Raw genomic sequence first — 22,765 nt, 5'->3', positions numbered from 1 at the left:
ATAATCGCCGCCAATTTACCTTGCCCAGCCCCGGTTATTTACTCTAGGGATATTCCTATATGGACATTGATGGGTTCTGTTAACTGGGGTTGTGTCGATAAAAGTCAGCAACATTTATTACGTGACGGAGATGTCACAGCCCCTAAAAAGCAATCGATTGCGACGGGGCGGGTTGAGAGGAAGCTCAACATTTTTCAGGTGATTAGGCTAAGTGCCTGACACTAAATTTTACAAGGAATCACATCATGTCTGAAAATAGTTCGATTCATCATGAATCTACAGTAGTAGCAGAAGACACACCCCGAAAAGGCGGGTTGGATGGGTATTTTAAGATTTCCCAGCGCGGCAGTAGTGTAAAGCAAGAAGTGGTTGCCGGTTTGACGACATTCCTGGCAATGGTTTACTCAGTCATTGTTGTACCGAGCATGCTAGGTGCTGCTGGGTTTAACCAAGGAGCGGTATTTATCGCGACTTGTTTGGTTGCCGCGTTTGGTTCGCTGTTAATGGGGCTTTGGGCAAACCTGCCGATGGCTATTGGTTGTGCGATCTCCCTTACTGCGTTTACCGCATTTAGTTTGGTACTGGGGCAGGGGATCAGCATTCCCGTTGCTCTGGGTGCCGTATTCTTAATGGGTGTGGTGTTTACCGCCATTACCGTCACAGGTGTACGTCAGTGGATATTGACTAACTTGCCGTCCGGTATTGCGCACGGGACCGGGATCGGTATTGGTCTGTTCTTGCTATTGATTGCCGCTAATGGTGTTGGCTTGGTGGTGCAGAACCCTCACGCGGGCCTGCCTGTAGCACTGGGTGAATTTACGTCACTGCCTGTAATAATGTCGATTGTTGGTCTAGCTGCGATTTTCGGTCTTGAGAAGCGCCAGATCCCCGGTGGTATTCTGCTGGTGATTGTGGCTATTTCTATCTTCGGTCTGATCTTCGACCCGAACGTAACCTATCAAGGTCTGTTTGCGATGCCATCGTTTGGCGCGGAAGGTGAATCGCTATTGGGCACCATGGATATTATGGGCGCATTGAACCCAATCGTGATCCCAAGTGTGTTGGCATTGGTGATGACCGCTATTTTCGATGCAACCGGTACTATCCGTGCAGTTGCTGGTCAGGCGAATCTGCTGGATAAAGACGGTCAAATCATTGATGGTGGCAAGGCACTGACTTCTGACTCCGTCAGTAGTATTTTTGCTGGTTTTGTTGGCGGTGCGCCAGCGGCTGTATATATCGAATCTGCTGCAGGTACTGCAGCGGGTGGTAAAACGGGCCTGACCGCAACGGTTGTTGGTGGTCTGTTCGTATTGCTACTGTTCTTGTCGCCAATCAGCTATTTGGTCCCTGCTTACGCAACGGCTCCGGCTTTGATGTACGTTGGTCTGCTGATGATGAGCAACGTGAGTAAATTGGATATGGCTGATTCGGTTGATGCATTATCTGGCCTGATGTGTGCTGTGTTCATCGTTCTTACCGGTAACATCGTCACCGGTATCATGCTGGGCTTTGGCTCATTGGTTATTGGCCGTGTTATTTCAGGTGAAGCGAAACGCCTGAACGCGGGTACCGTGATTATCGCTATTGTGCTGGTGGCCTTCTACGCTGGTGGCTGGGCAATTTAATTACCGTCACATCGCGTAACGTTTTAGTCGATATAAGTAACGCCCCTCATTGAAAAATGAGGGGCGTTTTTGTTATCTGACTCGTAAAACGAAAAATCACTTAATTGCGATAGTTATTTATTCTATAAAGTAAGACGTTATTAACTATGTGATGATGAGGTGGGTAGTACTGTATTTATATTATTTATTTTCTTAGTGATGGAATAGGATATCTTCATTAGTTGAGGTAAATAGTAGAGCCTTCTCCTCTTTTATTAATTGTGCCGCAGAGGAAGGCGTCACTGCGCCAACTTCACCTTTTGATCTTAACGTTAATGATTCCCATGCGTAATCTTTATATTTTATTGTCTGGGTGTATTGAATTAATACTTTCACTTTCCCCTCACTTTGTTGTTTTGTTTGCGTGTTGTTATTGTGTTGTTAATCCTAGCGGGGCTAACGGCATTTAGCATCAGGTAAAAATGAAATGTTAGTTTTATGTTGTGATTATTGAGCTTAAGTTGGAGCGGTGTTATTGCTAATGGATGGTAAAAAGGGTGGCGTTGTCGTTTTTCTCGGTATTTTTTTCCCTGTATGTTTTATTGCTGGGATTATTCTTAAGCCGCCAACAGCTGATATGGAAGGGTTTCGTTGGACGCAAACGTCAAATCAAAATGATTGGGAAGTTACTCTACCTAAACAAGAAGGTTTCAGCGATGAGATATTAGTCGATCTGCACAAACAGGTAACCTTGCGAAAAACCAAGAAAGTGCAGTCTTTATTGATAGCGCGGAATGGAAAATTGGTGTTTGAGCAATACTATCCGGTACAAAGTTCTGCGGATGGTACGCCGATGCCAATGTATTATCCTGCCTCGCCTGATACCTATCATCAAATGCGGTCTGTCACTAAAACTATCACCTCAACCTTGATCGGTAATCTGCTCTATCAACAAGCGATACCGAGCAAAGATGTACCATTGTTTGATTATTATCAGGATGAAGTGGTGGCCGATGTTGAGCGCAAGCAGCCCATAACTATAAGACATGCACTCGATTTCAACAGTGGATTAGATTGGAGTGAATGGGGCGCCTATCCAAGTGATGCAATGGGGATGTGGTTATCGCAGGATCCTTACCAGTATATATTTGATAAACAAATGGCCTACCAGCCCAATGAAGTGTTTGTGTATCAAGGTGCAATGAGTGTATTGCTCGGTGGTGTTGTTGAAAACATTACGGGAATGAACCTAAGGCAATATGCAGAACAAGCGTTATTTACTCCGCTTGGTATCAATCATTATGATTGGTTTGCCCATGAAGTGACCGGTGAGTATTTAGGCTCCTCTGGATTGTATTTACGTTCACGTGATCTAGCCAAACTTGGACAGCTTTATCTCAATAAAGGGGAATGGCATGGGCAACGCATCTTTTCGGAAAACTGGGCGGATGCGAGTTTACAACCGAGAGGAAAGTTTTGGCCCAACAAAGCGATAGAATATGGCCACAATTGGTGGTTTCCATTAATTTCCGTTGATGGAGAGAGGCTGACTGTTGCTGGGATGCGCGGTTACGGCGGTCAGGAGATGTTTATTATTCCAGAGTTGAAGCTAGTTATAACGATGACATCCGGGGCTTTTATTGGCCAAGATGAAGATTATCCATTCAAGTTAATCGTCGATTATATTTTGCCCTCACTCGGAATAAAGAAAGCAAAATATATAGGGCTTTTATAGGTTAACGCCAAGAGGTGAAAGATGAATAAGGGGCTGTATATCGCCATGGCTGCTGGCGTGTTGTTTTTTATGATCATTACATTAAGCAGCAAAGAAAGGCAGCCTATTAATGCGGCTTTACCTGATCAGCCTTCGTTCGTGATATCGACCGCATTTGATGGCCGCTGGGAAGGCAAAAGGATTGATATTAGCGGTGATAAAATTTGTTTGGAAACCCGAGTGATCGGCACAATAGAGCAGGGCGAGGTCAAGTTGACCTTGATGTATAACAACACCTTACTTCGCGGTTGGATCTCAGAAGATGGCACGTTGGAACTCTATGCGGATAGTCCGCGCTGGGGGTACCGTTTTACCGGTATGGCACAAAATAACCGTATGACGGAGAATGGAGAGTGACAAATGCACCGTGTAACGGTGAGTGGAATATAGAGAAAAAGGCGCCGTAAATATTCATTTTGTACAGACATTTAGCTTTACGGAAAAGTTATTGGTTTCATCCGCCAGACAAACTGTTTGGCTCAATATCACATTTTCCTTTATTTTGGTGCTTGGCATTAAATACTTTTCACCCCTCGTCGTTTTTTAATATCAGTCATTTTAATTATTAAATGTAATCGACGGGAAGGTATATATGGTATTTGAGAAAGTGTGGTCATGGGTTGGCATAGTAATATTGATATTTGGTACATCAGTCGTGTTTGCGCAGGAATCCGAAAATGAAATTTTAGAGCTTTTTGTCGTTCCTTATCATGTTCAAATTAGTGATGGCGAAACACGGAAAATGTCAGCGAATGCATTTTATGCTGATGGCACCTATGTTCGAGACGTGCAAGGTGTTGAGTGGCGCAGTAGTGATCCCGAGAGTGTTTCGATTGCTCGGAATGGGACAATTTTTGCTGTGAAGCCTGGCGCTGTAAGCATTTATGCAACTTTAAATGGCTTTGAATCAGCCCAGCCCGGAACGGTTATTGTCGGTGAGTCATCGGTTGAACAATTGGATATTGAAATGAACAACACCAATGTCATGGTGGGAAAGACGGTTGATGTTAAGGTGATGGCGACTTTCAGCGATGGTGAAGTAGAAGATATTACCGGCGCTGTGACTTGGCAGCGTGTGACCAATGATGATGCGTTTGAAGTGGATGGGCGCCAGCTGACAGGTTTAAACCAAGGTTATGGGTATTTGATAGCGCATTTTGATGGTAATAAATCAGATGCGGTTCGCATCGATGTTAATGATTCCGGGTACTTGGACTTGATGGTGTTGCCGGGAGCGACGACGATGGCTGTTGATTCAAGTTTCACACCGACCCTTAGAGCGTTTACCTCATCTGGAATGGTTAATATTGATGCTAAAGAGGCAAGCTATGAGATGAGTGTCCCTGGCATTGTCAAAGCGAATAGTGATGGTTCTTTAACGGCAATTGCGAGTGGTGAAGTCGCTGTTTACGCTATTGCGGGCAATATTAAAAGCAGCCAGCCAATGTCAGTGACCGTAGAATAATCCTGCTATCCCCAAGTAACGCTCTAATCGGTACTTGGGGATATGATAGCCCCATAGGCTCACTAAGATTTGAGTCTGTTGTGTTGACTTGACTGCTGTTTTTTATCATTCCTTATTTTAGTGCGTTTGTCGTAATAGCATTGAGTGCTTTACTGACTTTCTCTATCACAGAGCGACACTTTTCATCTTCCATGTGAATGACATGACGGCCTGACAGATAGGTCGGGTTGTTGTACATCACCCAGACATTTTTGCTTTCATCCTCAAACACCAAAAATTTTTGCGGCAGGTCGATAGCCGCTGTTTGTTGGCAGGACATAATGACCGAGCCGACTTTGGGGTTACCGAAGATCAATAGCTCTGTTGGTCGTAAATCAACGCCTACTTTCTTTGCCGACTTGCTGTGCTCTACATGGGCAAAGAGGGTCATGCCTTTATCGTTTAAAACCTGTTTTAGCTTGGCAACGGTTTCTGGGACTGTATAGGGGCTTTTTATTGAAACTAGCCCGTTGTCTGCCAATGCGGGGTAGCTAACATTAATGAAAAATAAAAAGAGTAACAGTTTGATTTTCATTTGTTTATTCTCCATTAATAGAATTATCCGCGCACGTTTTTAACGAAATGAACTATAGCCAAGTACCTTGTAGTCATTTGGGTATAGCTGTGAAGACTAGATTTAGCAACAAGGTCAAGAAAGGACGTTGAGCAAGGGAAGGGGGATCCATGTACATAGGTGAAGCGGCGAAAAAATCCGGTGCTTCGGAACGGGCAATTCGGCTGTATGAGTCCATGGGGCTGCTGAAAGTATCGAGATCAGGAAACTATCGTGTTTTTTCTGAGGCTGATATTGAATTTATTCGTCTGATTAAAGAGGGGCAATCTCTCGGGCTTCATCTTTCAGAGTTGAAAGAGCTGGTTGATGGCGAGCAGGACTTTAATTGGGCCAAAGTGTTGAAGCTTCTTGAAGAGAAGCAAGAGAGCATAGCATCTCAAATAAGAATGCTTGAAGTGCAATATTCACGTGTTGGTGAATACCGCCAAGCGATTAAGCAGTGTGACTCTTGACTCTGACCCTAGGGTCAAGGTTTAAGATGCCTCTAGCCCAAAAAAGGAGGTACTGTGATGAAAAAAGTCTTGGTTATCAACGCGAACCCAAAGCAAGAAAGTTTATGCCAGTCTTTGGCGGAGCACTATGCCAGCATTGCCGGCAAAAAACATGAAATCAAACAAGTGAATCTTGCTGATATGTCGTTCGAGATGGATCTTCAGCAAGGTTATGATAAGGAAACCCTGCTGGAAGAGGATTTGAAAGGCTTTCAGCAAAACGTGACTTGGGCTGAGCACATTGTCATTGTTAGCCCGGTTTGGTGGGGCACGGTGCCAGCCAAATTTAAAGCGGTGATTGATCGGACGTTCCTGCCTGGCTTTGCGTTTAAATATCAAGAGGGCAAATCGATACCGCAAAAGCTTTTGAGCGGGCGGACCTCAGAATTGATCATTACCCTCGATACGCCGCCATTTTGGTATAAGTACGTTCAGGGCAATCCGATTTATAAACAATTGAAGCACACGATTTTGAGTTTCACGGGCATTAAAAATCAAACATCGACCTATTTGGGACCGGTGTTAACTGCAACCGAACAACGCCGTCAGTCGTGGTTTGAGGTCGTTTCCAAGCGGGCGGCACAGCTTTAAAGCTCTTGCTTAAGAGCTCCTGCTTAAGAGCTCTGTAACCACTTTACAACGAAGTCAGCGATGCTATGAGGGGTGTTTAAATCCAAGTAAGGGAGTTGGCATCCTTCTGGTGCAGGCTGATCACTGGCAAAGGCAATAATGTTTTCATCGTTTGGGTAGAAAAGCGGTTTGCCGTAGCTTGGGCGGTGCACTTCTATCTTTGCGATAGGTTGGTCGCGAAACCCTTCAACCAAAATCAGATCAAGCTGGCTGTGATCCAATTGCGATAGGCACTCATCAAGTTGAGGTTCTTCCCGCTCAGGCTCTGGGTATTCGAAATACAACATGTGCCTTTCTTTCGTTGCGAGCAGTGTTTGACTACAACCGGCATGGCGTAAACGATAGCTGTCTTTACCGGGTTTGTCCGAATCGATATTGTGGTGGCTGTGTTTAACTAAGCCAATACGAAACCCCTTAGATTTCAACAGGGGAATGAGGTTTTCGAGAAGGGTTGTTTTACCTGAGCCACTATAGCCGGCAAAGCCAATTACTGGTGCCATTTTGATGTTGAATCGCTTAACAATAATCCCCTGAGTGTAATACTAAACGGAGTCATAGTCTGCCTATATCAGCGCTAACCCAGCCATAAAAGAGCAATACCGAATGATGATAAAATCGGGCGGCAGTGTTTCAAACGGTGTATCAAAGTTAAGCTTATTGAGTTTTTTCTCCAACAACATCATGTTTCCTACTACATTTATTGAGTACAACGCAGGCATCTGCTATTACCTTAAGTAAGGTAACCAAATGCCTTAATCGCTTACCATACAGTTTTTTGACAGGAAGTCGTGGTATTGGTGGTAAGTACTCATAATCGCATCAGGGAGAGTGCAATGTGGGCAACATTGGATTTTGAAGCATCCGGCCTTTCCGGCCAGTCCTACCCAATTGAGGTGGGATACTCATTACCAGACGGTTCTGCAAACAGTCTGCTTATCAACCCGCTCACCGCAGGTGATCCTTGGCAACATTGGGATGATTATGCTGAGCTCGAGATACATCAAATTTCACGCCAGAAGCTTCATAATGAAGGGCTTCAGGTCGTTGATGTATGTCACCATCTCAACGCGGTTTTAGGAAAATATGAGCGTGTTTTTTGCGATAGCCAGTGGGACTTGTTCTGGCTCGGTCGGTTATACCATGCGGCTCATATGAGGCCCTCGTTTACCCTGACGGAAGTTGGTTTGTGGCTGTTGCAGGAAAACGGCATCGATAGGGCACACTTCCAACAGGCGATGGCTGAGCTTGGCCCGGTATCGCATAGTGCTGAATCGGATGCCAAACAGATAAGGATGGCGATCACTCAGCTGACCGAATAAGCCTTTTTACTCAGTAAGGTATTTCAGCTTTCTTCAGCGCCGACAATCCCATTTCTGGTGTGTGAATTATCAGAAGTGGGTATACTGATTGCCAATATTCATTTTTGAGTGAACCTCTTGCACACCTCATCATTTCATCAAGCATCGGCAAGTACATTGTCGCCATCTGTTCGTGCTGCTGTGTTTAATATTTCGATGTCAGACCCTGTGGCCGGTGAGATTCGTGGGCAGTTGGCGCAGTCTAGCAACGAGCGTTTTTCTAAGCTCGCCGCTATTATTCAGCATGCCAGTCCTGATGTGTTGATGTTGTGTGAGTTCGACCACCCCGGAGAAGGCGGTGATGATGGGGCGTTAGAGCGCTTTTGTCAGCATTACTTGGCTTGTTCCCAGTATGGTCAGTCAGCGGTATCTTACCCCTATCGATATTGCCCGCCCTCGAATACCGGGTTGGCAATGGCTAATGATCTTGATGGTGATGGTAAAATCACCTTGCCCAATGACGCCCAAGGGTTTGGGGTGCATCATGGCCATTTCAGCTTTGTGATCCTATCCCGTTTTCCCATTATTGAAGACGAGATAAAAAGTTGGCAAACCTTATTGTGGAAAGACTTACCGGGTCATCAAATGCCAGCAGGTTACTACTCGGATGCGGCCAGCGCTGAATTACGGTTATCTTCTAAAAATCATGTTGTGGTGCCGGTGGATGTCGATGGCAAACACCTTCATCTACTATGTTGCCACCCAACACCGCCGGTGTTTGATGGCCATGAAAAGCGCAATGCCCGCCGTAATCATGACGAGTTGGTATTGCTCAAAAATATTATCGATGGGGCCGATCACCTACTCGATGATAATAACCTTCCGGGAGGCCTGTCACCGGATAGCCGTTTTGTGGTATTGGGTGACTTGAATGCGGATATGGCCGATGGTGATGGCATGAAGAAGGCCATTCGTGATTTGCTACTGCACCCTAAAATTCACCGTACCGTTTCATCAGGCCGAATGACGGCTAAAAGTTTAGGAGGCCGTTTTCATCGACCTTGGCAGCAGCGTCGGGGACGTCCAAGTGAATGGACCCATCTTTCAGGGCTACGTCTTGATTATGCTTTGCCTTCGGCCAACTTGGATGTACTGCAAAGCGGGGTTTTTTGGCCAGACAAGAAAGATCCGCTGCGGTATTTAATTACCGATGAACGCGGCCGCGAGCGCTCGCAGGCAGGTTCAGATCACCGTTTGGTGTGGGTAGATATCGCTCTTAAATAGACTCTTGGGTATAAACCGCCACGAGTGGTTTTATGATGCTTCCTGTCCTAGGCTTTTGAATAAAGGTTGATTCGACAGGGAGATGCACCATGCCTGATTCACACAAACCGCTGGGCGGTGAAGGTTTACGCGGACAAACTGCTGGTAGCACGGCACTGTGTACGGTGGGTAAAACCGGTACAGGCTTGACCTACCGTGGTTATGACATCTCTGACTTGGCAAAGCATGCCGAGTTTGAAGAAGTTGCCTATCTGCTATTGAAGGGAAAACTGCCGACTCGCACTGAGTTGGCGGCATACAAAACCAAGCTGATTTCTTACCGCGGTTTACCGTTGGCATTGAAGTTGGTGCTAGAACAAATTCCTGCCGATGCCCACCCGATGGATGTAATGCGAACAGGCTGCTCTATGCTAGGCAACCTAGAGCAGGAACATGGTTTTACCGAAGAGTATGATAAAGCCGATAGGCTACTGGCTTTGCTGCCGGCCATCATTTGTTACTGGTACCGCTACAGTCACCATGGGGTGAAAATAGAAACCTACTGCGATCAAGACAGTATTGCCGGTTATTTCTTGAAAATGTTGACCGGTGAAACGCCTCCCGATTTACACACCCAGGTGATGCACTGCTCGCTGATCTTATACGCCGAGCATGAGTTTAATGCCTCGACCTTTGCTGGGCGAGTTTGTGCCTCGACGTTATCTGATATCTACTCATGTGTGTGTGCTGCTATCGGTACCCTGAGGGGGCCTTTGCATGGCGGTGCCAATGAGGCTGCCATGGACATGATTGAACAATGGCAAAGCTCGGATGAAGCGGAGGCGGGTATTTTGACGATGCTGGCAAACAAAGACAAGATCATGGGTTTTGGCCACGCTATCTACCGGGAGTCTGATCCCCGTAATGCCTTGATTAAGGTTTGGGCGGAAAAATTGGCTAAAGGTGCCAGTGATCCAGTTCTTTATGATATTTCAGTCAGGGTGGAAGCAGTGATGAAGCGGGAGAAGAACCTGTTCTGTAATGCCGATTTCTTCCACGCTTCCGCGTACCATTTTATGGGGATACCCACCAAGCTATTTACTCCGATTTTTGTGATGAGCAGGGTGACCGGTTGGGCTGCGCACGTGTTTGAGCAACGGGATCATAACCGGATCATTCGGCCGAGCGCTGACTATATAGGTCCTGAACATCAAGATTGGCTACCGATCGATGAGCGTTAATAGTTTGCATTATTCCCACAATGGTTATTGGCAAACCTTGCCCCAAGGCAGGGTGTATTGGCAACCGAACTTTCTGGATTCCAGTTTGGCTGCTCAGTGCTACCGCCAGCTTGACAGTGAGTTGAATTGGCAGCAGCAGAAAATCAGAATGTTCGGCAGGGAAATACTGCAACCGCGGTTGCAAGCCTGGTGCGGTGAGGCGGAGTATACCTACTCAGGCTTAACCATGCAGCCTGACCCTTGGACGCCAACGTTGCAGGCCATTCGCCAGCAGTTGTCTGCTCTTTTGGGGGGCAGCTTCAACTCTGTGCTGGTCAATCAGTACCGCAATGGTGACGATTATATGGGGTGGCATCAGGACAACGAACCGGAACTGGGTGAAGAGCCGGTTATTGCCTCGATCAGCTTAGGGGCGACACGGCGTTTTGTATTAAGGCATAGGCAAAGTAAAGAGAAGAAAGAGTACCTGCTTACCAATGGCTCGCTGCTGGTGATGGCGGGCGAGCTACAGAGATTCTGGCAACATACGGTGCCGAAAACGAAGCGGCCAACAGCGCCTCGCATCAATTTAACCTTTCGGCAGATAATGTGCTAATGCGATGCGCAGGTAACTTCAAGCGGTAGGGTTCAGGGGCTTATTGAAGCACGTTCTTTTTTGCTATTGTTATGGCGATCACAGATGAAAGCATAAATTTACAGTTTCCTGACGTAATGGATTCAATGCTTTGCTAGCGTTCTGGCTAAATGTTTACCGCAATGAGCAGGGAGTCTTCAATGGGTTGGGTTAGCAGTCGGTTACACAGGGCAGTTGTTTCTTCGCTGGTCGCAGGGGCGATGGTCTCCTCACCTCTGCTTTGGGCTGATGTTCAATCAGCCGCAGAGCAAAAATTAACCCTCAGTGCTGGCGATGCCAATGTTATTTCTAGTCGCGAGCAAGCGAGCTTCCAGCAAGATGCCGAGCGTATTCGCCAAACTTATGAAAGCCAGCTTTTTACCCTCCCTGCTTTTAAGATGGGCCACTATGGCTTGCGGATGTATCGCCAGACGCAAGACCCTAAATATCAAGCTGCAATTTGGTCTGATATGGCACGGGTTGCCAGCCGGCTGAATTTCTTCGCGACAGAAGTGTATACCCCCGAGCAAATTGACGCTTATTCCGCAGAGCGACTTGCGCGCTATGACCGCAAAGAAGATGTCAGAAGTGACTTGCGCTATGAAGCGACCAAAGACAAACCAGAATATTACTACCTAGGCGTTGATCTACTGGGTTCAATGGCCCGTGCCAACGAATATGGGTTGAAGCACCGTGAAGATGGAAAGCTCAGAGAAGTGATCCGTCGCTATGATTTCAAAGCGTACGCGACCGATCCTGAAATGATCCGAGCGTGGGCGGCACAGCTGGCCAATCAGGTGTATTGGCTGCGTCAGTTAGGGGAGCAGGATGTGGTTGACGAGTTTACCGCAGCCTTTAAAGAGACTTATCCCGATAGCCAAGATAGCAAGCTGACTGATCAGCAATTTATGAATAAGGTCTATGGCTTAACCCATATCATTTTTGCGGCGACCGAGTATTACCAGCATCCGGTAAAAGAGTCTGACTATCAATGGATCTATGATTACTACCGCGACAACATCGATACCATCATTGCACGCTCGAAAGAAGACGTGATTGCCGAGGTCGGTATTAACTTCCTATTGGCCGGGTTGGAGACTGATCCTGTCGTCGTTAAGGCCCGAAAGGCCATCCAGCGGTCTTTGAACCGACAAGCAGGTATTGTGCCTGCGGTAAATGGCAGTACCGATTTGCTTGATGGCGAACACCGTAATGTGTTGGCGATTATGCTGCTCGATTGGCAAGGGGCGAATGCCGTGCCAACGATCCAGAAGCAGCCGGAAATTTTTACCGGCAAACCTTATGGTTTGATTACGAAGTAAAACCTAACCGCAGAGAAAACGTTTCTAACAACAACGCCCCTTTTGATAGGGGCGTTTGTATTTTAGCCTGATGTTAAAGTAGCTAATAGCCTAGTAGTGATACTTGCCACTGATGCTGTTGACGTTGAAGACCTGTACCTTCATGGATGGTGACCAGTAAACACTGTTCCAACCTGCCTTTAACTTAAGCTGGCGAATAAAATCTTCAGGCTTAGGTAGCTTTTCCCATACTTGTGGCAAGAACAAGGCTTGCAGATGTTGGTCTGATAGGATCACGCCGACTTTTTTATTTTTTAGGTAGTTAATAAGCGCTTGCTCAGAGTCGACGGAGAGATCTTTCGGTTGGGTAAGCACAGACACTTCCACGACCAAGCTATCAAGTTGTTCTTCGACCAGCGGCATAAAGCGGCGGTCTTGGTAAGCACTCGCTCTGGCTTTGTTGTGGACTTCCATCACCAGCGGTGAATGCGCCACGGTGGTACCTAGGCAGCCCTGAAGCTCGCCATCAACAGTAAGGGTAACAAAGCAAGCGCCGGGTTGGAGTAGCTTCTTGCTGTATAAATCTAAACGGGGAGGTTGGGGAATAGTATCCGAAAAGTGGCCACGAATAGCATCGCGAGCCACATCTAAAAGCTGGGTTAACTCACCTTTATTGAGGTTCTGAAACGAGATAGCTGACATATCCTACGACTCTCTCCTTATCTCCGGCGTCGGTGTCGCCTGAGTTTATTAATGTTTTACGTATAAGTGTGTATCCCCTTTGTTTGGCTAACAAAAGCAATGTATTAATGCCTGTCGAACCACAGGCTTGTTCCGGAACGAGCGCAGGCTCGTAGTTATCGATCATTGTGCAGGTTTGGTGGTCTATGCGCTGTGCTTCCGAATAGGAGTGGAAGTGGCTTAGATCACTACTGACAACAAGCAGACAGTCGTCACCTTGCCAGAGGGAATCAATTAGCTTGGCGACATGAGCCGGATGTACATTACTGGTTAAAAGCGGTAACAGGGTGAAGTCATGTAAACATGACTGCAGGAAAGGTAATTGCACTTCGAGGCTGTGCTCAAGGGCATGAACCTGATCCGATACTTCAATATCATCTATTTCCTTCAGCTTTTCAACAAATTGTGTGTCAATTTTTATTTTACCTAATGGCGTTTCGAAATGATCCACAGCAGGGATGGCGCAGCCTTGGAAATAGTAGCGGTGACTGGGGCCAATAAGGATCACTCGGCGAATACGTTCAGCTTCAGGAATAAGGTAACGGTAGGCATCAGCGGCGACATTGCCTGAAAATACATACCCAGCATGCGGAACAATCAAGGCCCGAATAGGGGTGCTGAGTTGGGATGACTTAAGCCATTCATCCATTTGGCTTTTCAAATACTCTGCTGAATGAGAATAGAACCGTCCAGCAACTGCTGGTGGACGCGTATTCATAACATACCTACCGATATAAAGTCTTAAAATCTGGACTAATCTTAAGTATAGGAACAAATACTCACTTGGGTGATTATCATGCGCCAACCTCCTGAATTTTATCTCACAAAATACTGGCATCGGCTTGATGACGGTAGGGTGGTGTGTGATCTTTGTCCACGGCAGTGCCGGTTGAGAGAGGGGAAGCGTGGTGCTTGTTTTGTCAGGCAGGCCCACGAGGGTGAAATAGTCCTGACCAGTTATGGCCGTTCCAGTGGGTTTTGTATCGATCCAATCGAGAAAAAGCCGCTTAATCATTTTTACCCGGGCAGCTCAGTCCTGTCTTTCGGTACTGCAGGGTGCAACCTAGGTTGTAAGTTCTGCCAAAACTGGAATATCAGTAAATCCCGCCAGATAGATACCTTGGGTTCATCGGCGATGCCAGAACAATTAGCTTTGGCCGCGCAGCGTTATGGCTGTGACAGTATTGCCTTTACCTATAACGATCCGGTGATCTTCATGGAGTATGCAGTGGACGCCGCGCAGGCATGCCGTGAGTTAGGTATCCACAGCGTGGCGGTGAGTGCCGGCTATATCTGTGATAAACCACGGGTTGATTTTTACCGCCATATGGACGCGGCCAACATTGACTTGAAAGCGTTTACCGAACGGTTCTATCACAAGATTTGCAGTGGTCATCTTGCACCTGTGCTCGATACCTTGTTATACCTGCGGCATGAAACTGATGTGTGGCTTGAAATTACGACCTTGTTGATCCCTGATGAAAATGACAGCCCGCAAGAAATCGATGCCTTGACCCGTTGGGTGTACGACAACCTAGGCCCTGATATCCCCATCCATTTCAGTGCGTTCCATCCGGATTTTAAAATGCTGGATAAAGCGCCTACACCACCAGAAACGGTGAAGAGAGCACGGGAAATCGCCGTGGCCAATGGACTGCATTATGCCTATGTGGGGAATATTTTCGATGAAACTGGAGACAGTACGTATTGTCCGGGCTGTGGCAAAAATGTCCTTTCCCGTAACTGGTATCAATTGGGAGACTGTCACCTGACCAGCCAGGGACAGTGCCATTATTGTGGCTACCAGTTAGCCGGGCGGTTCAAGCCTATCGAGAAAGCATTTGGACGGCGTCGGATCCCTGTGCAAATTGCCAGCGGATAATGACAGATCTTCGCATAACCGGTGGTCTGGGCTTGTCAGCAGTATAAGCAATCCGATATCTTACCTACCTAATTACAAACACCCGAATGAGAAAGTAACATGTCTGATATGACGATGGAGCAGCTTGCGAGCTACCAGAACCTTGTGATCACCCAGCCGAACTGCCCGTTTTGTGTAAAAGCCAAAGCGATCTTGGATGAGCGTGGCACCGAATACGCCACATTGGTATTGGGCACTGATCTTGCCAAAACCATGATGGTTGATTTCATCGAGCAGCAAACGGGTAATGTTGTACGCACTGTTCCGCAAATCATTTTGGATGGCCAATATATCGGTGGCCACGATGACTTGGTTGCTTTCGTTGAGCGTCAGGTAGAAAATGACGCGTTTGGTGGTTTTGAGCTGTAAGCTCAAGGGGATAGACTACCTCACTCACCAAATGTGATAGAAAAGGCAGCGCAGTGACGCTGCTTTTTTTTGGTTTGATCTAGGCTAAATATCCTGCATTCTTTTCAGGCACGGTTGCTTGGCTCTGGTAAACTGGTATTTCAATTACGTTATATGGATTTATTGGAATGCTCAGTGACCAAGGCTTTTTCTCTCAAGGTTTCAGCGACCAAGGATTGTTCTTCCTGTTGTTGTTAGCCATGGCATCCGCATTGATTATTGGTCATTCGTTTCGATACAACCGTAAAGTCACGCCGGTTTCTTTGATGATTATTGGTGTGCTTTCTGTGATCTCAGTGACCAGCTATACCTTCTTAGGGCATGAACCTAAAAATGCCGTCAAGCGGCCAGCGGTCCCAGAGGCATTGCCTGAAGAAATGCTGATGAGTGCTTCAGAGTTGAATCAGAAACGTATCGAAGAGATCCAAGACAAACTCAGAGAAGATACGCAAAATGGCGAACTGTGGTATGCGCTGGGTAATGCTTATATGTACAGTACTGAGTTTGAGAACGCCGGTACCGCATTTCTTTACGCATTACGGCTAGCTCCTGAGCCCCAATCCAATATCTACTCGGCAATGGCAACGGCCAGTTATTACCAAGAAAAACAGTATTTCACCGTACAGAGTAAGGCTTGGTTGGATCGTGCTTTAGAGTTGGATGAAAACAATATTTCAGCGCTGATGCTATTGGCTTCAGACTACTTCCTCAATGCCCGTTATCAAAAAGCGATTGATACTTGGCAGCAGATCCTTGATACCGAACGCACTGATATTGACAGGGTCGAAGTCATTAATGCGATTAATCGGGCAAAGAATTTTATTTAGTCGCAATTCTTGTTTTAATTACGCCGGATATTGCCATAAAAAAACCAACAGAAAGACTGTTGGTTTTTTATTTCAACAAGCTTGGTTTATATTCCGTTAAGAATATCTTGGTAGATCTTAGAGGCTTCACAACTGTCGCCGGTGCCGTGTGCACCGTCGTAGCGTGAGATCAGCATCATTTTATTGATGTTGCTTTGGTTCATAACAAGGCCTTCAGAGGCTTTTTCTACGTTCAGAGCATTACCGTTGAATACGGTTGCTACAACTTCAATATCTTTAATCGCATCTGGATTATTTGCTTCCACTTCGTATGGGTGCTCAGCCAGGATGGCGAAGTTTGCGTGTTTCCCGAGGTCGATACTGCCGACCTGATCTTCCAGACGAGCTGCGTAAGCGGCATCAATGGTGATGGCGCGCATAGACTCTTTCATCGTCATTTTCTCGGACTCACCGAGCGTTTTACCACTGAGTCCTGTGCGATTTACGGCTGTCCATGCCAGTGCCAGCGGGCGGCCTGGTGCCATTGGGGCATCAGAGTGGAAAGATAGCGTTGCTCCTGCATCGAGGAAAGAGCGTCCGCGGGAAGTGTATTGCGCCCGTTCAGGACCGATCCCATGTAAGCTGTATTGCTCACCCAGTACGTGTAGATAAAATGGGTTAACCGAGAAGTTGGCTCCCAAGTCTGTTGCTCGCTGGATATCTGCCGGATCGGTGTAAGCAAGGTGGTGGAAGCTGGTGCGGTGATCGTCACGTGCCTTCTCTTCATTCAGCTTTTCCATGATATTTACGGCAACTTCTAAGCCGTAGTCACCGTTTGAGTGTACTGTCACTGTGTAGTCGTTGTTCCAGTATGGGCGCATGCTGTTTTCCAGATCTTCTGGGTACTGGATCCATGCCCCTTCGTGACCGTCAGTGTAGCCGTCTTTCATCATCATCAGCTGGGCGTATGCCGCACCATCGGAGAACAGCTTAACTTGGTTTGGCAACCAGCGGGCATATTCGCCGTTGGTCGTAGGGTTTTTAACCGTCTGTTTGACGATGTCAAACGCGACATCTGCATCTTTACCGCTATGGTCATAAACCGTGTTGCCCGCTGGGATCATAAAGTAATCCATCGTAGGTACACCTGAGTCAATGATATTGACCATAGCCGCAGTCATGTCAGCTGGCAGCATTATTCCCGGATCTACAACCGTTGTTACACCGCCGGCCTGGAAATACTCTTTGACACGCTCAATGCCCTCGGCGAATTTCTCTGGTGTTGCAACCAGTTGGAAAAGCATAGGTACGGCAACGTATAAGCCGGTTTCATACGCGTGGCCTTTCTCGTAGTCCATGTAGTTGAAGTGGTTTTCGTCACCTTCCCAGTCTTCAGCTTTTACATCGAACATGTCTAGAGCCGCGGTGTTAAAGAACAGCTCATGGACAGAGCGCTGCCACACCACGATAGGACGATCGGTGCTGATTTCGTCTAGCATCGAACGGTCTAGCTCACCGTGGAAGTAACGATGCCAGCCCCAAGTGACCAGTGGCTCGCCTTCAGGCAGTGATGCTTCAAGCTCTTTTAGGCGGGCAAGGTAGGCTTCTTGACCCACCACACCCTTAACGTCGCCCCATGGTAGGCTCCAGTCAGCGGGTGTGATGAAATGTGCATTGGACACCGCTGCGAATAGCCAAGCATGTGCATGCGGCTCAATCAAACCTGGGGTCAGGATATTTTCAGCGTAGTCGGTATTGTGAGTAAAGCCGTTTGTATTTTGGTACTTTGCCAAAATATCATTCTCTTCCCCGACAGCAATGATTTTACCGTTTTGAACAGCGACAGCATTTGCCTGCTCGATAGCATCGGACATAGTGATGATGTCTTTCGCGGAATAAACAGTGATGGGGGAGCCGCTAGCTTGGGCAAAGAGAGTTGATGATCCTGAGCTACTGTTACTTGAACAAGCCGCCAATCCTGATACCAAGGCAATAGCTAAAGCGGAGAGTTTAATTGTTGTTTTTATAGACATAATTGTTCCACGTGGATAAACAGAGAGTGTTTTCGTGGGTAATTATATTAAAGGTGGGAGATTTCAATGAATCACTACATGCTTGTTAGCGGGGGGAGCTCCCCCGTATAGAGGTAATGTTACGGTTAAACTCGGTAAAAGAGTGACTAACTTAATTCTGACAATAGGGTGGTCAGTTCTGAAATCAACCATTGTTTCGCTTTGCCAAAGCTTTCATTGTGGTGCCATAGCGTGATTCTACGTACACAAAGAGGATCGTCGGTATCAATATTAAATGCTTGGTAGCCGCTATATTCATTATTGAGCATTTTGCGGGGGACTACACCCCATGATGGCTTGTGGCGAATGATCTCTAAGGCCGATTGTGGGGAAAAGGTCTGTTGAACCAATTCAAACCTGTCAGTACGCATAACAATATCGAGGTCAGGGTAGCTGACCATAGGCAGTTTACGTAACTCTGAGTACCCTCGTGTCGCGGGTAATTGTGCTGAGACGTCACTGTTCATCACACAACACATCGTGACATTATCGATGTGCTGAGGGTGGAATTCTTCAGGTAGGTCACGGTTTTGATAAAGGCGCAAAGCGATATCGATAGTCCCTTTTTCCAGTAACAAATCGAGATTGTTGGTTGGGTGGTTCTGCCAATGTACGGCTAGTCCCGGAAACCGAGTGGATAAGGTTTGATCGATGTGGCTTATTTCTTCGAGGGTAGTTAGAAAATCCACCCCGATAACGAGTGAAGATTCAATGTGGTTGGCAACATTTTGGCTGAGTTGGCAAAAAGACTGGTAATTCTGCACCAGGGTTCTGGCTCGGACGTATAGGCTTTCTCCTTCGTCAGTCAACGAAATGAGCCGGCCATTGCGATGAAATAGCTGTATCCCAAGGTCTATTTCTAGGTTGGCGATGGCTTGGCCGATAGAGCTTCGATCGCGGCTCAGCTTACGCCCGGCAGCAGTAAAGGAGCCCGTCTCGACGACAGTCGTGAAGTAATGCAGGTGTTCTATATTTGGGGTGATCATCAAGTCTTCTTTGGTATTGCTAACCATTTCTGAGGGTAGCATAGAGGAAGCAAAAAAAAGCGACATGCCCAGCACGGATGGCTGAATGTTTGAGCGGGTGCAAAGTATTTCGTGAGTGAATGAGGGAAAAAATGAAAAGTTGATACTTTGACGTGATATTTCGCAATCAGTAAATATATCAGTTGATATTCGGTTCTGCTTGGCCGAATGTTAATTCAAATTACTTTTTAACCTGTAAAATTAATCACAAAATCCTGTGCGTAAGATGAAGTTAGAATAGTTCAAGTAGCACCTATTATCCCCCTTATTTATTTGACGCTGCTCTCAGTATCTAAAAAGTAAAAGTACCAAATCAATAGAAATGGGTGATAAGCCCTATTTATCATGAAGTGAGTGATATTGGACATCCTATAATCGACTTGTTAATAATTTGTTTAATATGTTAACTAAAAGGTGTTTAATAAAATGCGACAATCAATTTTTACTCGACTAAGCATATTGCTGATGACACTCAGTTTGTGTTGGAGTGCGGCAGTACAGGCTATTTCACCGTCCAAGACAACGCAGGTTGTGATGCTAGGTACGGGGACACCATTTAATGACGCGAAGCACTCTGGCCAGTCGGTGGCGATAGTCGTGAATGGGGAAGTCTATTTGGTTGATTTTGGGCCCGGCGTGGCGCGTCAAATTGATGCGGCAAGACAGAAAGGCTTTGAAGGTTTTCCCGGAAATACACTGCGCCCGACGTTTATTAAAACCGCTTTTCTTACCCATTTAGACTCTGATCATACAATGGGGATTGCCGATATTATCTTGACGCCCTGGGTACTTGGACGAAAAGAGCCGCTCAATCTATATGGCCCGCCGAATACTAATTTCTTGGTCAACAATACCATTAAGGCGTTTGAGAAAGATATCTCTCATAGAATGAATGGGGCACAGCCTGCCAATCCGAATGGCTATAAGGTGAATACCAATATTGTCCGAGAGCCAGGGGTGATTTATAAAGATGAAAATGTCACGGTAGAAGCCTTCAATGCGCGTCATGGTGACTGGCCTGATGGCTATGCGCTGGGCTACCGCTTTACCACCCCAGATCGAGTGGTTGTGGTGTCAGGAGATACCACTTATGACGAGAAGGTGATCGAGAATTACCGTGGAGCCGATATTCTTATCCATGAAGTCTATAGCATGGAAGGACTCGCCAAGCGTACACCTGACTGGCAGAAGTACCACCAAGCGGCGCACACATCGACCAAGGAGTTGGCAAAAATTGGTGATATTATCAAGCCGCAACTGATGGTCCTAAATCATGTCCTCTACTTTGGTGCCAGCGAATCATCGGTTGATACCGAATTCAGCCAATACTACCAAGGCAAGTATGTTATGGCTCAGGACTTGGATGTGTATTGATAATCGGTGTTTAGATGGGTTGCCAGCATTAGGGTACTGGCAACCATGAAAATAGCTTTACTCAGCCTACAGCTAGCTTTGTTTCTGCATAGCGCAATTTTAGGCTTCTTGGGCTTGCTAAGAAATAGGCTAGGGTCAGTGGTCCCAATCGTCCTATGTACATCAGAATAATGATAATAACCTCGCCTGAGCTTGAAAGACTCGTTGTTAACCCACGAGAAAGGCCGACGGTTCCAAGTGCTGATACCACTTCAAATATCACGTCGAGCATTTGGCCATTTTCACTCAGTAATAAAATAAAAATGGCGAGCCACGTTACTCCGAGGGAGAACATAGTGAGTGCAACGGCCTTACTAATGGTTTCTCTGGCAATTTCACGTTTGAAGACGTAAACCTGTGCATCGCGTCTCAAGTAGCCATAAGTTGATAATATCAGCACCATAAATGTGACCACTTTTATGCCACTTGCGGTGCTTAGGGATCCTCCGCCAATAAACATCAGGGCAAGCACAATCACCGTGGTCGCATCTTCGAGCTGATCTATCGGCAGAGTATTAAAACCTGCTGTTCTCGGTGTGACAGCCTGAAACCAAGACGCGAGCCATTTTCCTGTTTCGCTCAATGGTGCTAACGTATTTGGGTTGTCATATTCAATGAAATAAATGGCAATGAGTGCAACAGTATTAATGATGACGGTACCGACAATCATCATTCGGCTGTAGGTGGTTAACTTCGTCCAACGACGGTGCCGTTTTAAATCCATCCAAACAGAGAAACCGAGCCCGCCAATAATAAATAGTCCTGTAATCGTTAGGTTGACGACGGGATCATCGACGTACGGCATCAAACTGTCGGCGCTTAATGCGAATCCAGCGTTATTGAATGCACTAATAGTGTAAAAGAAACCGTGAAATAGACTAGTTTGCCAACCCAGTTCTGAACTCCAGTAAGTCGCCAATATGCTCATTCCGACGGTTTCTACAACCAGTGCAAACATAAGTACTGATTTTGCCGTCGACACGAGTGTTGAAGAGTCTGTTTGGTTGAACGCTTCTTTGGCGACAGTTCGCTCTAGAAAGCCAATCTTACCGCCAAGTGCGATGAGCGTAACAATCGCAAAGGTCATCAAACCTAGCCCGCCACATTGGATTAGCAGCGCGATAACAGTTTGGCCAAACAGAGTGAATTGTGTTCCTGTATCAACGACGCTCAACCCTGTTACAGTGACGGCTGAGGTGGCGGTGAACAGGCTGTGAATCCAACTGATAGGCTCATGAGTCGCTATTGGCAGTTTGAGTAGTGCAGTGCCAAATAGAATCAATAATAGAAAGCTACCACTTAAAATCAGCGGTGGCGCTGCGAGCCACTTTTTCCCCGCATTGGGTTTACGTTCAAGCGGTGAAAGGGAGGGGTGCCACAACACCATCCTACACCAACCTTGCCGCTAAATACTTTAGCTCAGCCCGGGTACCGCAAAGTAAAATGATATCACTGGCTTGTAAGATAAAACTGTCTGTGATGTCCGTTAAGATACCTTGCCCGCGCTTGACTAATATGGCTTTCACGTTACCTTTTGTATTCCCCAAAACCCGGGAGAGGGGGGTATTATGTAAGGTTTCCTTGATATGAATTTCGACCACATAGAGGTCATGTCCAATGGAAATATAATTGTTGACCATTGGGTAGTTGAGAGCCTGCGCTACTCTCATGCCCATTTCTTCTTCAGGATGAATAATACGCTGCACGCCAAGTTTTGACACAATGGTATGATGGGCCTTTGAACTGGCCTTCACCCAGATATTTTTTACCCCTAAGTTTTTTAGCGCCAAAGTACACAGAAGACTGGACTGCATGTCTTCACCGATAGCGACGACAACGGCTTCACTGTTGGTTAAATCTAATTCTTTGAGCACACTTTCGTCGGTTGAATCGCCAATTATCGCTTGGGTCAGGTCTTCAACATATTTTTCGACAAGTTTTGGGTCTTTATCTACCCCTGTTACAGTATGACCAAGGTGGATCAACTCAAGACTAGCGGCAAGGCCGAATCGCCCTAAGCCAATCACGGTAAAATGAGACATTTCGTCGCCTTATTTTTGCAAAAACGAGGGAGCAGAAGTAT

24 protein-coding genes are annotated in these 22,765 nt (G+C 46.5%); 15 read left to right on the top strand and 9 right to left on the bottom strand.

Going from position 1 to position 22,765, the window contains the following annotated elements; all coding sequences use genetic code 11:
- Positions 1 to 245: 245 nt before the first annotated feature.
- Positions 246 to 1,628, top strand: coding sequence for an NCS2 family permease (locus L4D79_RS16435; RefSeq protein ID WP_428652655.1), 1,383 nt, complete (start codon positions 246 to 248; stop codon positions 1,626 to 1,628).
- A gap of 192 nt (positions 1,629 to 1,820) precedes the next feature.
- Here the strand turns inward: L4D79_RS16435 and L4D79_RS16430 are convergent, their stop codons facing one another.
- Positions 1,821 to 2,003, bottom strand: a complete 183-nt coding sequence (locus tag L4D79_RS16430; protein WP_428652654.1) for a hypothetical protein — start codon at positions 2,001 to 2,003, stop codon at positions 1,821 to 1,823.
- Between the two features lie 145 nt (positions 2,004 to 2,148).
- Between L4D79_RS16430 and L4D79_RS16425 the strand changes: the two genes are divergently transcribed.
- The 3 genes from L4D79_RS16425 to L4D79_RS16415 all read left to right on the top strand — a co-directional run bounded on the left by L4D79_RS16425 (position 2,149) and on the right by L4D79_RS16415 (position 4,846).
- Complete coding sequence (locus L4D79_RS16425) at positions 2,149 to 3,342, top strand: serine hydrolase domain-containing protein (RefSeq protein ID WP_428652653.1); 1,194 nt, start codon at positions 2,149 to 2,151, stop codon at positions 3,340 to 3,342.
- Positions 3,343 to 3,363: 21 nt separating this feature from the next.
- The gene (locus tag L4D79_RS16420) at positions 3,364 to 3,738 is read left to right on the top strand and encodes a hypothetical protein (RefSeq protein ID WP_428652652.1); all 375 of its coding nucleotides are present in this window, start codon (positions 3,364 to 3,366) and stop codon (positions 3,736 to 3,738) included.
- A gap of 235 nt (positions 3,739 to 3,973) precedes the next feature.
- A complete protein-coding gene (locus tag L4D79_RS16415) occupies positions 3,974 to 4,846 on the top strand; it encodes an Ig-like domain-containing protein (protein ID WP_428652651.1) in 873 nt (290 codons plus the stop codon).
- A gap of 112 nt (positions 4,847 to 4,958) precedes the next feature.
- On the opposite strand, the gene L4D79_RS16410 is transcribed toward L4D79_RS16415, so the two are convergent.
- The gene (locus L4D79_RS16410) at positions 4,959 to 5,420 is read right to left on the bottom strand and encodes a DUF302 domain-containing protein (RefSeq protein WP_428652650.1); all 462 of its coding nucleotides are present in this window, start codon (positions 5,418 to 5,420) and stop codon (positions 4,959 to 4,961) included.
- Between the two features lie 149 nt (positions 5,421 to 5,569).
- Between L4D79_RS16410 and L4D79_RS16405 the strand changes: the two genes are divergently transcribed.
- Both L4D79_RS16405 and L4D79_RS16400 read left to right on the top strand, forming a co-directional pair.
- Complete coding sequence (locus L4D79_RS16405) at positions 5,570 to 5,911, top strand: MerR family transcriptional regulator (RefSeq protein WP_428652649.1); 342 nt, start codon at positions 5,570 to 5,572, stop codon at positions 5,909 to 5,911.
- 57 nt (positions 5,912 to 5,968) lie between these two features.
- On the top strand, positions 5,969 to 6,541 hold the full coding sequence (locus tag L4D79_RS16400) for an NAD(P)H-dependent oxidoreductase (protein ID WP_428652648.1): 573 nt from the start codon (positions 5,969 to 5,971) through the stop codon (positions 6,539 to 6,541).
- A 23-nt stretch (positions 6,542 to 6,564) separates the two neighbouring features.
- On the opposite strand, the gene mobB is transcribed toward L4D79_RS16400, so the two are convergent.
- Positions 6,565 to 7,080 (bottom strand): molybdopterin-guanine dinucleotide biosynthesis protein B, encoded by a 516-nt coding sequence (mobB, locus tag L4D79_RS16395; protein ID WP_428652647.1) that lies wholly within the window; start codon positions 7,078 to 7,080, stop codon positions 6,565 to 6,567.
- 333 nt (positions 7,081 to 7,413) lie between these two features.
- On the opposite strand from mobB, the gene L4D79_RS16390 reads away from it, so the two are divergent.
- The 5 genes from L4D79_RS16390 to L4D79_RS16370 all read left to right on the top strand — a co-directional run bounded on the left by L4D79_RS16390 (position 7,414) and on the right by L4D79_RS16370 (position 12,317).
- Entirely contained in the window at positions 7,414 to 7,899 is a 486-nt protein-coding gene (locus L4D79_RS16390) for a hypothetical protein (protein WP_428652646.1), read from the top strand.
- Positions 7,900 to 8,016: 117 nt separating this feature from the next.
- Positions 8,017 to 9,162 (top strand): endonuclease/exonuclease/phosphatase family protein, encoded by a 1,146-nt coding sequence (locus L4D79_RS16385; protein ID WP_428652645.1) that lies wholly within the window; start codon positions 8,017 to 8,019, stop codon positions 9,160 to 9,162.
- An 89-nt stretch (positions 9,163 to 9,251) separates the two neighbouring features.
- Positions 9,252 to 10,382: a bifunctional 2-methylcitrate synthase/citrate synthase gene (gene prpC / locus L4D79_RS16380; protein ID WP_428652644.1), complete on the top strand. Its 1,131-nt coding sequence runs from the start codon at positions 9,252 to 9,254 to the stop codon at positions 10,380 to 10,382.
- Positions 10,372 to 10,977: an alpha-ketoglutarate-dependent dioxygenase AlkB family protein gene (locus L4D79_RS16375; RefSeq protein WP_428652643.1), complete on the top strand. Its 606-nt coding sequence runs from the start codon at positions 10,372 to 10,374 to the stop codon at positions 10,975 to 10,977. The genes prpC and L4D79_RS16375 overlap by 11 nt, the downstream gene beginning before the upstream one ends.
- Positions 10,978 to 11,156: 179 nt before the next feature.
- Complete coding sequence (locus L4D79_RS16370) at positions 11,157 to 12,317, top strand: DUF3541 domain-containing protein (RefSeq protein WP_428652642.1); 1,161 nt, start codon at positions 11,157 to 11,159, stop codon at positions 12,315 to 12,317.
- Positions 12,318 to 12,407: 90 nt separating this feature from the next.
- Here L4D79_RS16370 and amrA read toward each other — a convergent pair whose 3' ends face one another.
- Positions 12,408 to 12,998, bottom strand: a complete 591-nt coding sequence (amrA, locus tag L4D79_RS16365; protein WP_428652641.1) for an AmmeMemoRadiSam system protein A — start codon at positions 12,996 to 12,998, stop codon at positions 12,408 to 12,410.
- On the bottom strand, positions 12,967 to 13,755 hold the full coding sequence (gene amrB, locus L4D79_RS16360) for an AmmeMemoRadiSam system protein B (protein WP_428652640.1): 789 nt from the start codon (positions 13,753 to 13,755) through the stop codon (positions 12,967 to 12,969). Before amrB ends, amrA begins: the two co-directional genes overlap by 32 nt.
- A gap of 78 nt (positions 13,756 to 13,833) precedes the next feature.
- Here amrB and amrS point away from each other — a divergent pair, with 78 nt between their 5' ends.
- The 3 genes from amrS to L4D79_RS16345 all read left to right on the top strand — a co-directional run bounded on the left by amrS (position 13,834) and on the right by L4D79_RS16345 (position 16,193).
- Positions 13,834 to 14,919 carry an AmmeMemoRadiSam system radical SAM enzyme gene (gene amrS / locus L4D79_RS16355; RefSeq protein WP_428652639.1) on the top strand — a complete coding sequence of 362 codons (1,086 nt, stop codon included), beginning with the start codon at positions 13,834 to 13,836 and terminating at the stop codon, positions 14,917 to 14,919.
- Between the two features lie 99 nt (positions 14,920 to 15,018).
- Entirely contained in the window at positions 15,019 to 15,327 is a 309-nt protein-coding gene (locus L4D79_RS16350) for a glutaredoxin domain-containing protein (protein WP_428652638.1), read from the top strand.
- A gap of 167 nt (positions 15,328 to 15,494) precedes the next feature.
- Positions 15,495 to 16,193, top strand: a complete 699-nt coding sequence (locus L4D79_RS16345) for a TPR domain-containing protein (RefSeq protein WP_428652637.1) — start codon at positions 15,495 to 15,497, stop codon at positions 16,191 to 16,193.
- 86 nt (positions 16,194 to 16,279) lie between these two features.
- Here the strand turns inward: L4D79_RS16345 and L4D79_RS16340 are convergent, their stop codons facing one another.
- The gene (locus L4D79_RS16340; RefSeq protein ID WP_428652636.1) at positions 16,280 to 18,205 is read right to left on the bottom strand and encodes an amidohydrolase; all 1,926 of its coding nucleotides are present in this window, start codon (positions 18,203 to 18,205) and stop codon (positions 16,280 to 16,282) included.
- 146 nt (positions 18,206 to 18,351) lie between these two features.
- Positions 18,352 to 19,230 carry a LysR family transcriptional regulator gene (locus tag L4D79_RS16335; protein ID WP_428652635.1) on the bottom strand — a complete coding sequence of 293 codons (879 nt, stop codon included), beginning with the start codon at positions 19,228 to 19,230 and terminating at the stop codon, positions 18,352 to 18,354.
- A 465-nt stretch (positions 19,231 to 19,695) separates the two neighbouring features.
- Between L4D79_RS16335 and L4D79_RS16330 the strand changes: the two genes are divergently transcribed.
- Positions 19,696 to 20,643, top strand: coding sequence for an MBL fold metallo-hydrolase (locus L4D79_RS16330; protein ID WP_428652634.1), 948 nt, complete (start codon positions 19,696 to 19,698; stop codon positions 20,641 to 20,643).
- A gap of 61 nt (positions 20,644 to 20,704) precedes the next feature.
- On the opposite strand, the gene L4D79_RS16325 is transcribed toward L4D79_RS16330, so the two are convergent.
- On the bottom strand, positions 20,705 to 22,069 hold the full coding sequence (locus tag L4D79_RS16325) for a TrkH family potassium uptake protein (protein WP_428652633.1): 1,365 nt from the start codon (positions 22,067 to 22,069) through the stop codon (positions 20,705 to 20,707).
- Position 22,070: 1 nt separating this feature from the next.
- Positions 22,071 to 22,724, bottom strand: a complete 654-nt coding sequence (locus L4D79_RS16320; RefSeq protein ID WP_428652632.1) for a potassium channel family protein — start codon at positions 22,722 to 22,724, stop codon at positions 22,071 to 22,073.
- Between the last annotated feature and the right edge of the window lie 41 nt (positions 22,725 to 22,765).

It is taken from the genome of Photobacterium satsumensis (assembly GCF_050336935.1).
GTDB lineage: Bacteria > Pseudomonadota > Gammaproteobacteria > Enterobacterales > Vibrionaceae > Photobacterium > Photobacterium satsumensis.
Note: the sequence above shows the minus strand (reverse complement) of the source record. Positions and strands in the feature narration are given on the sequence as shown.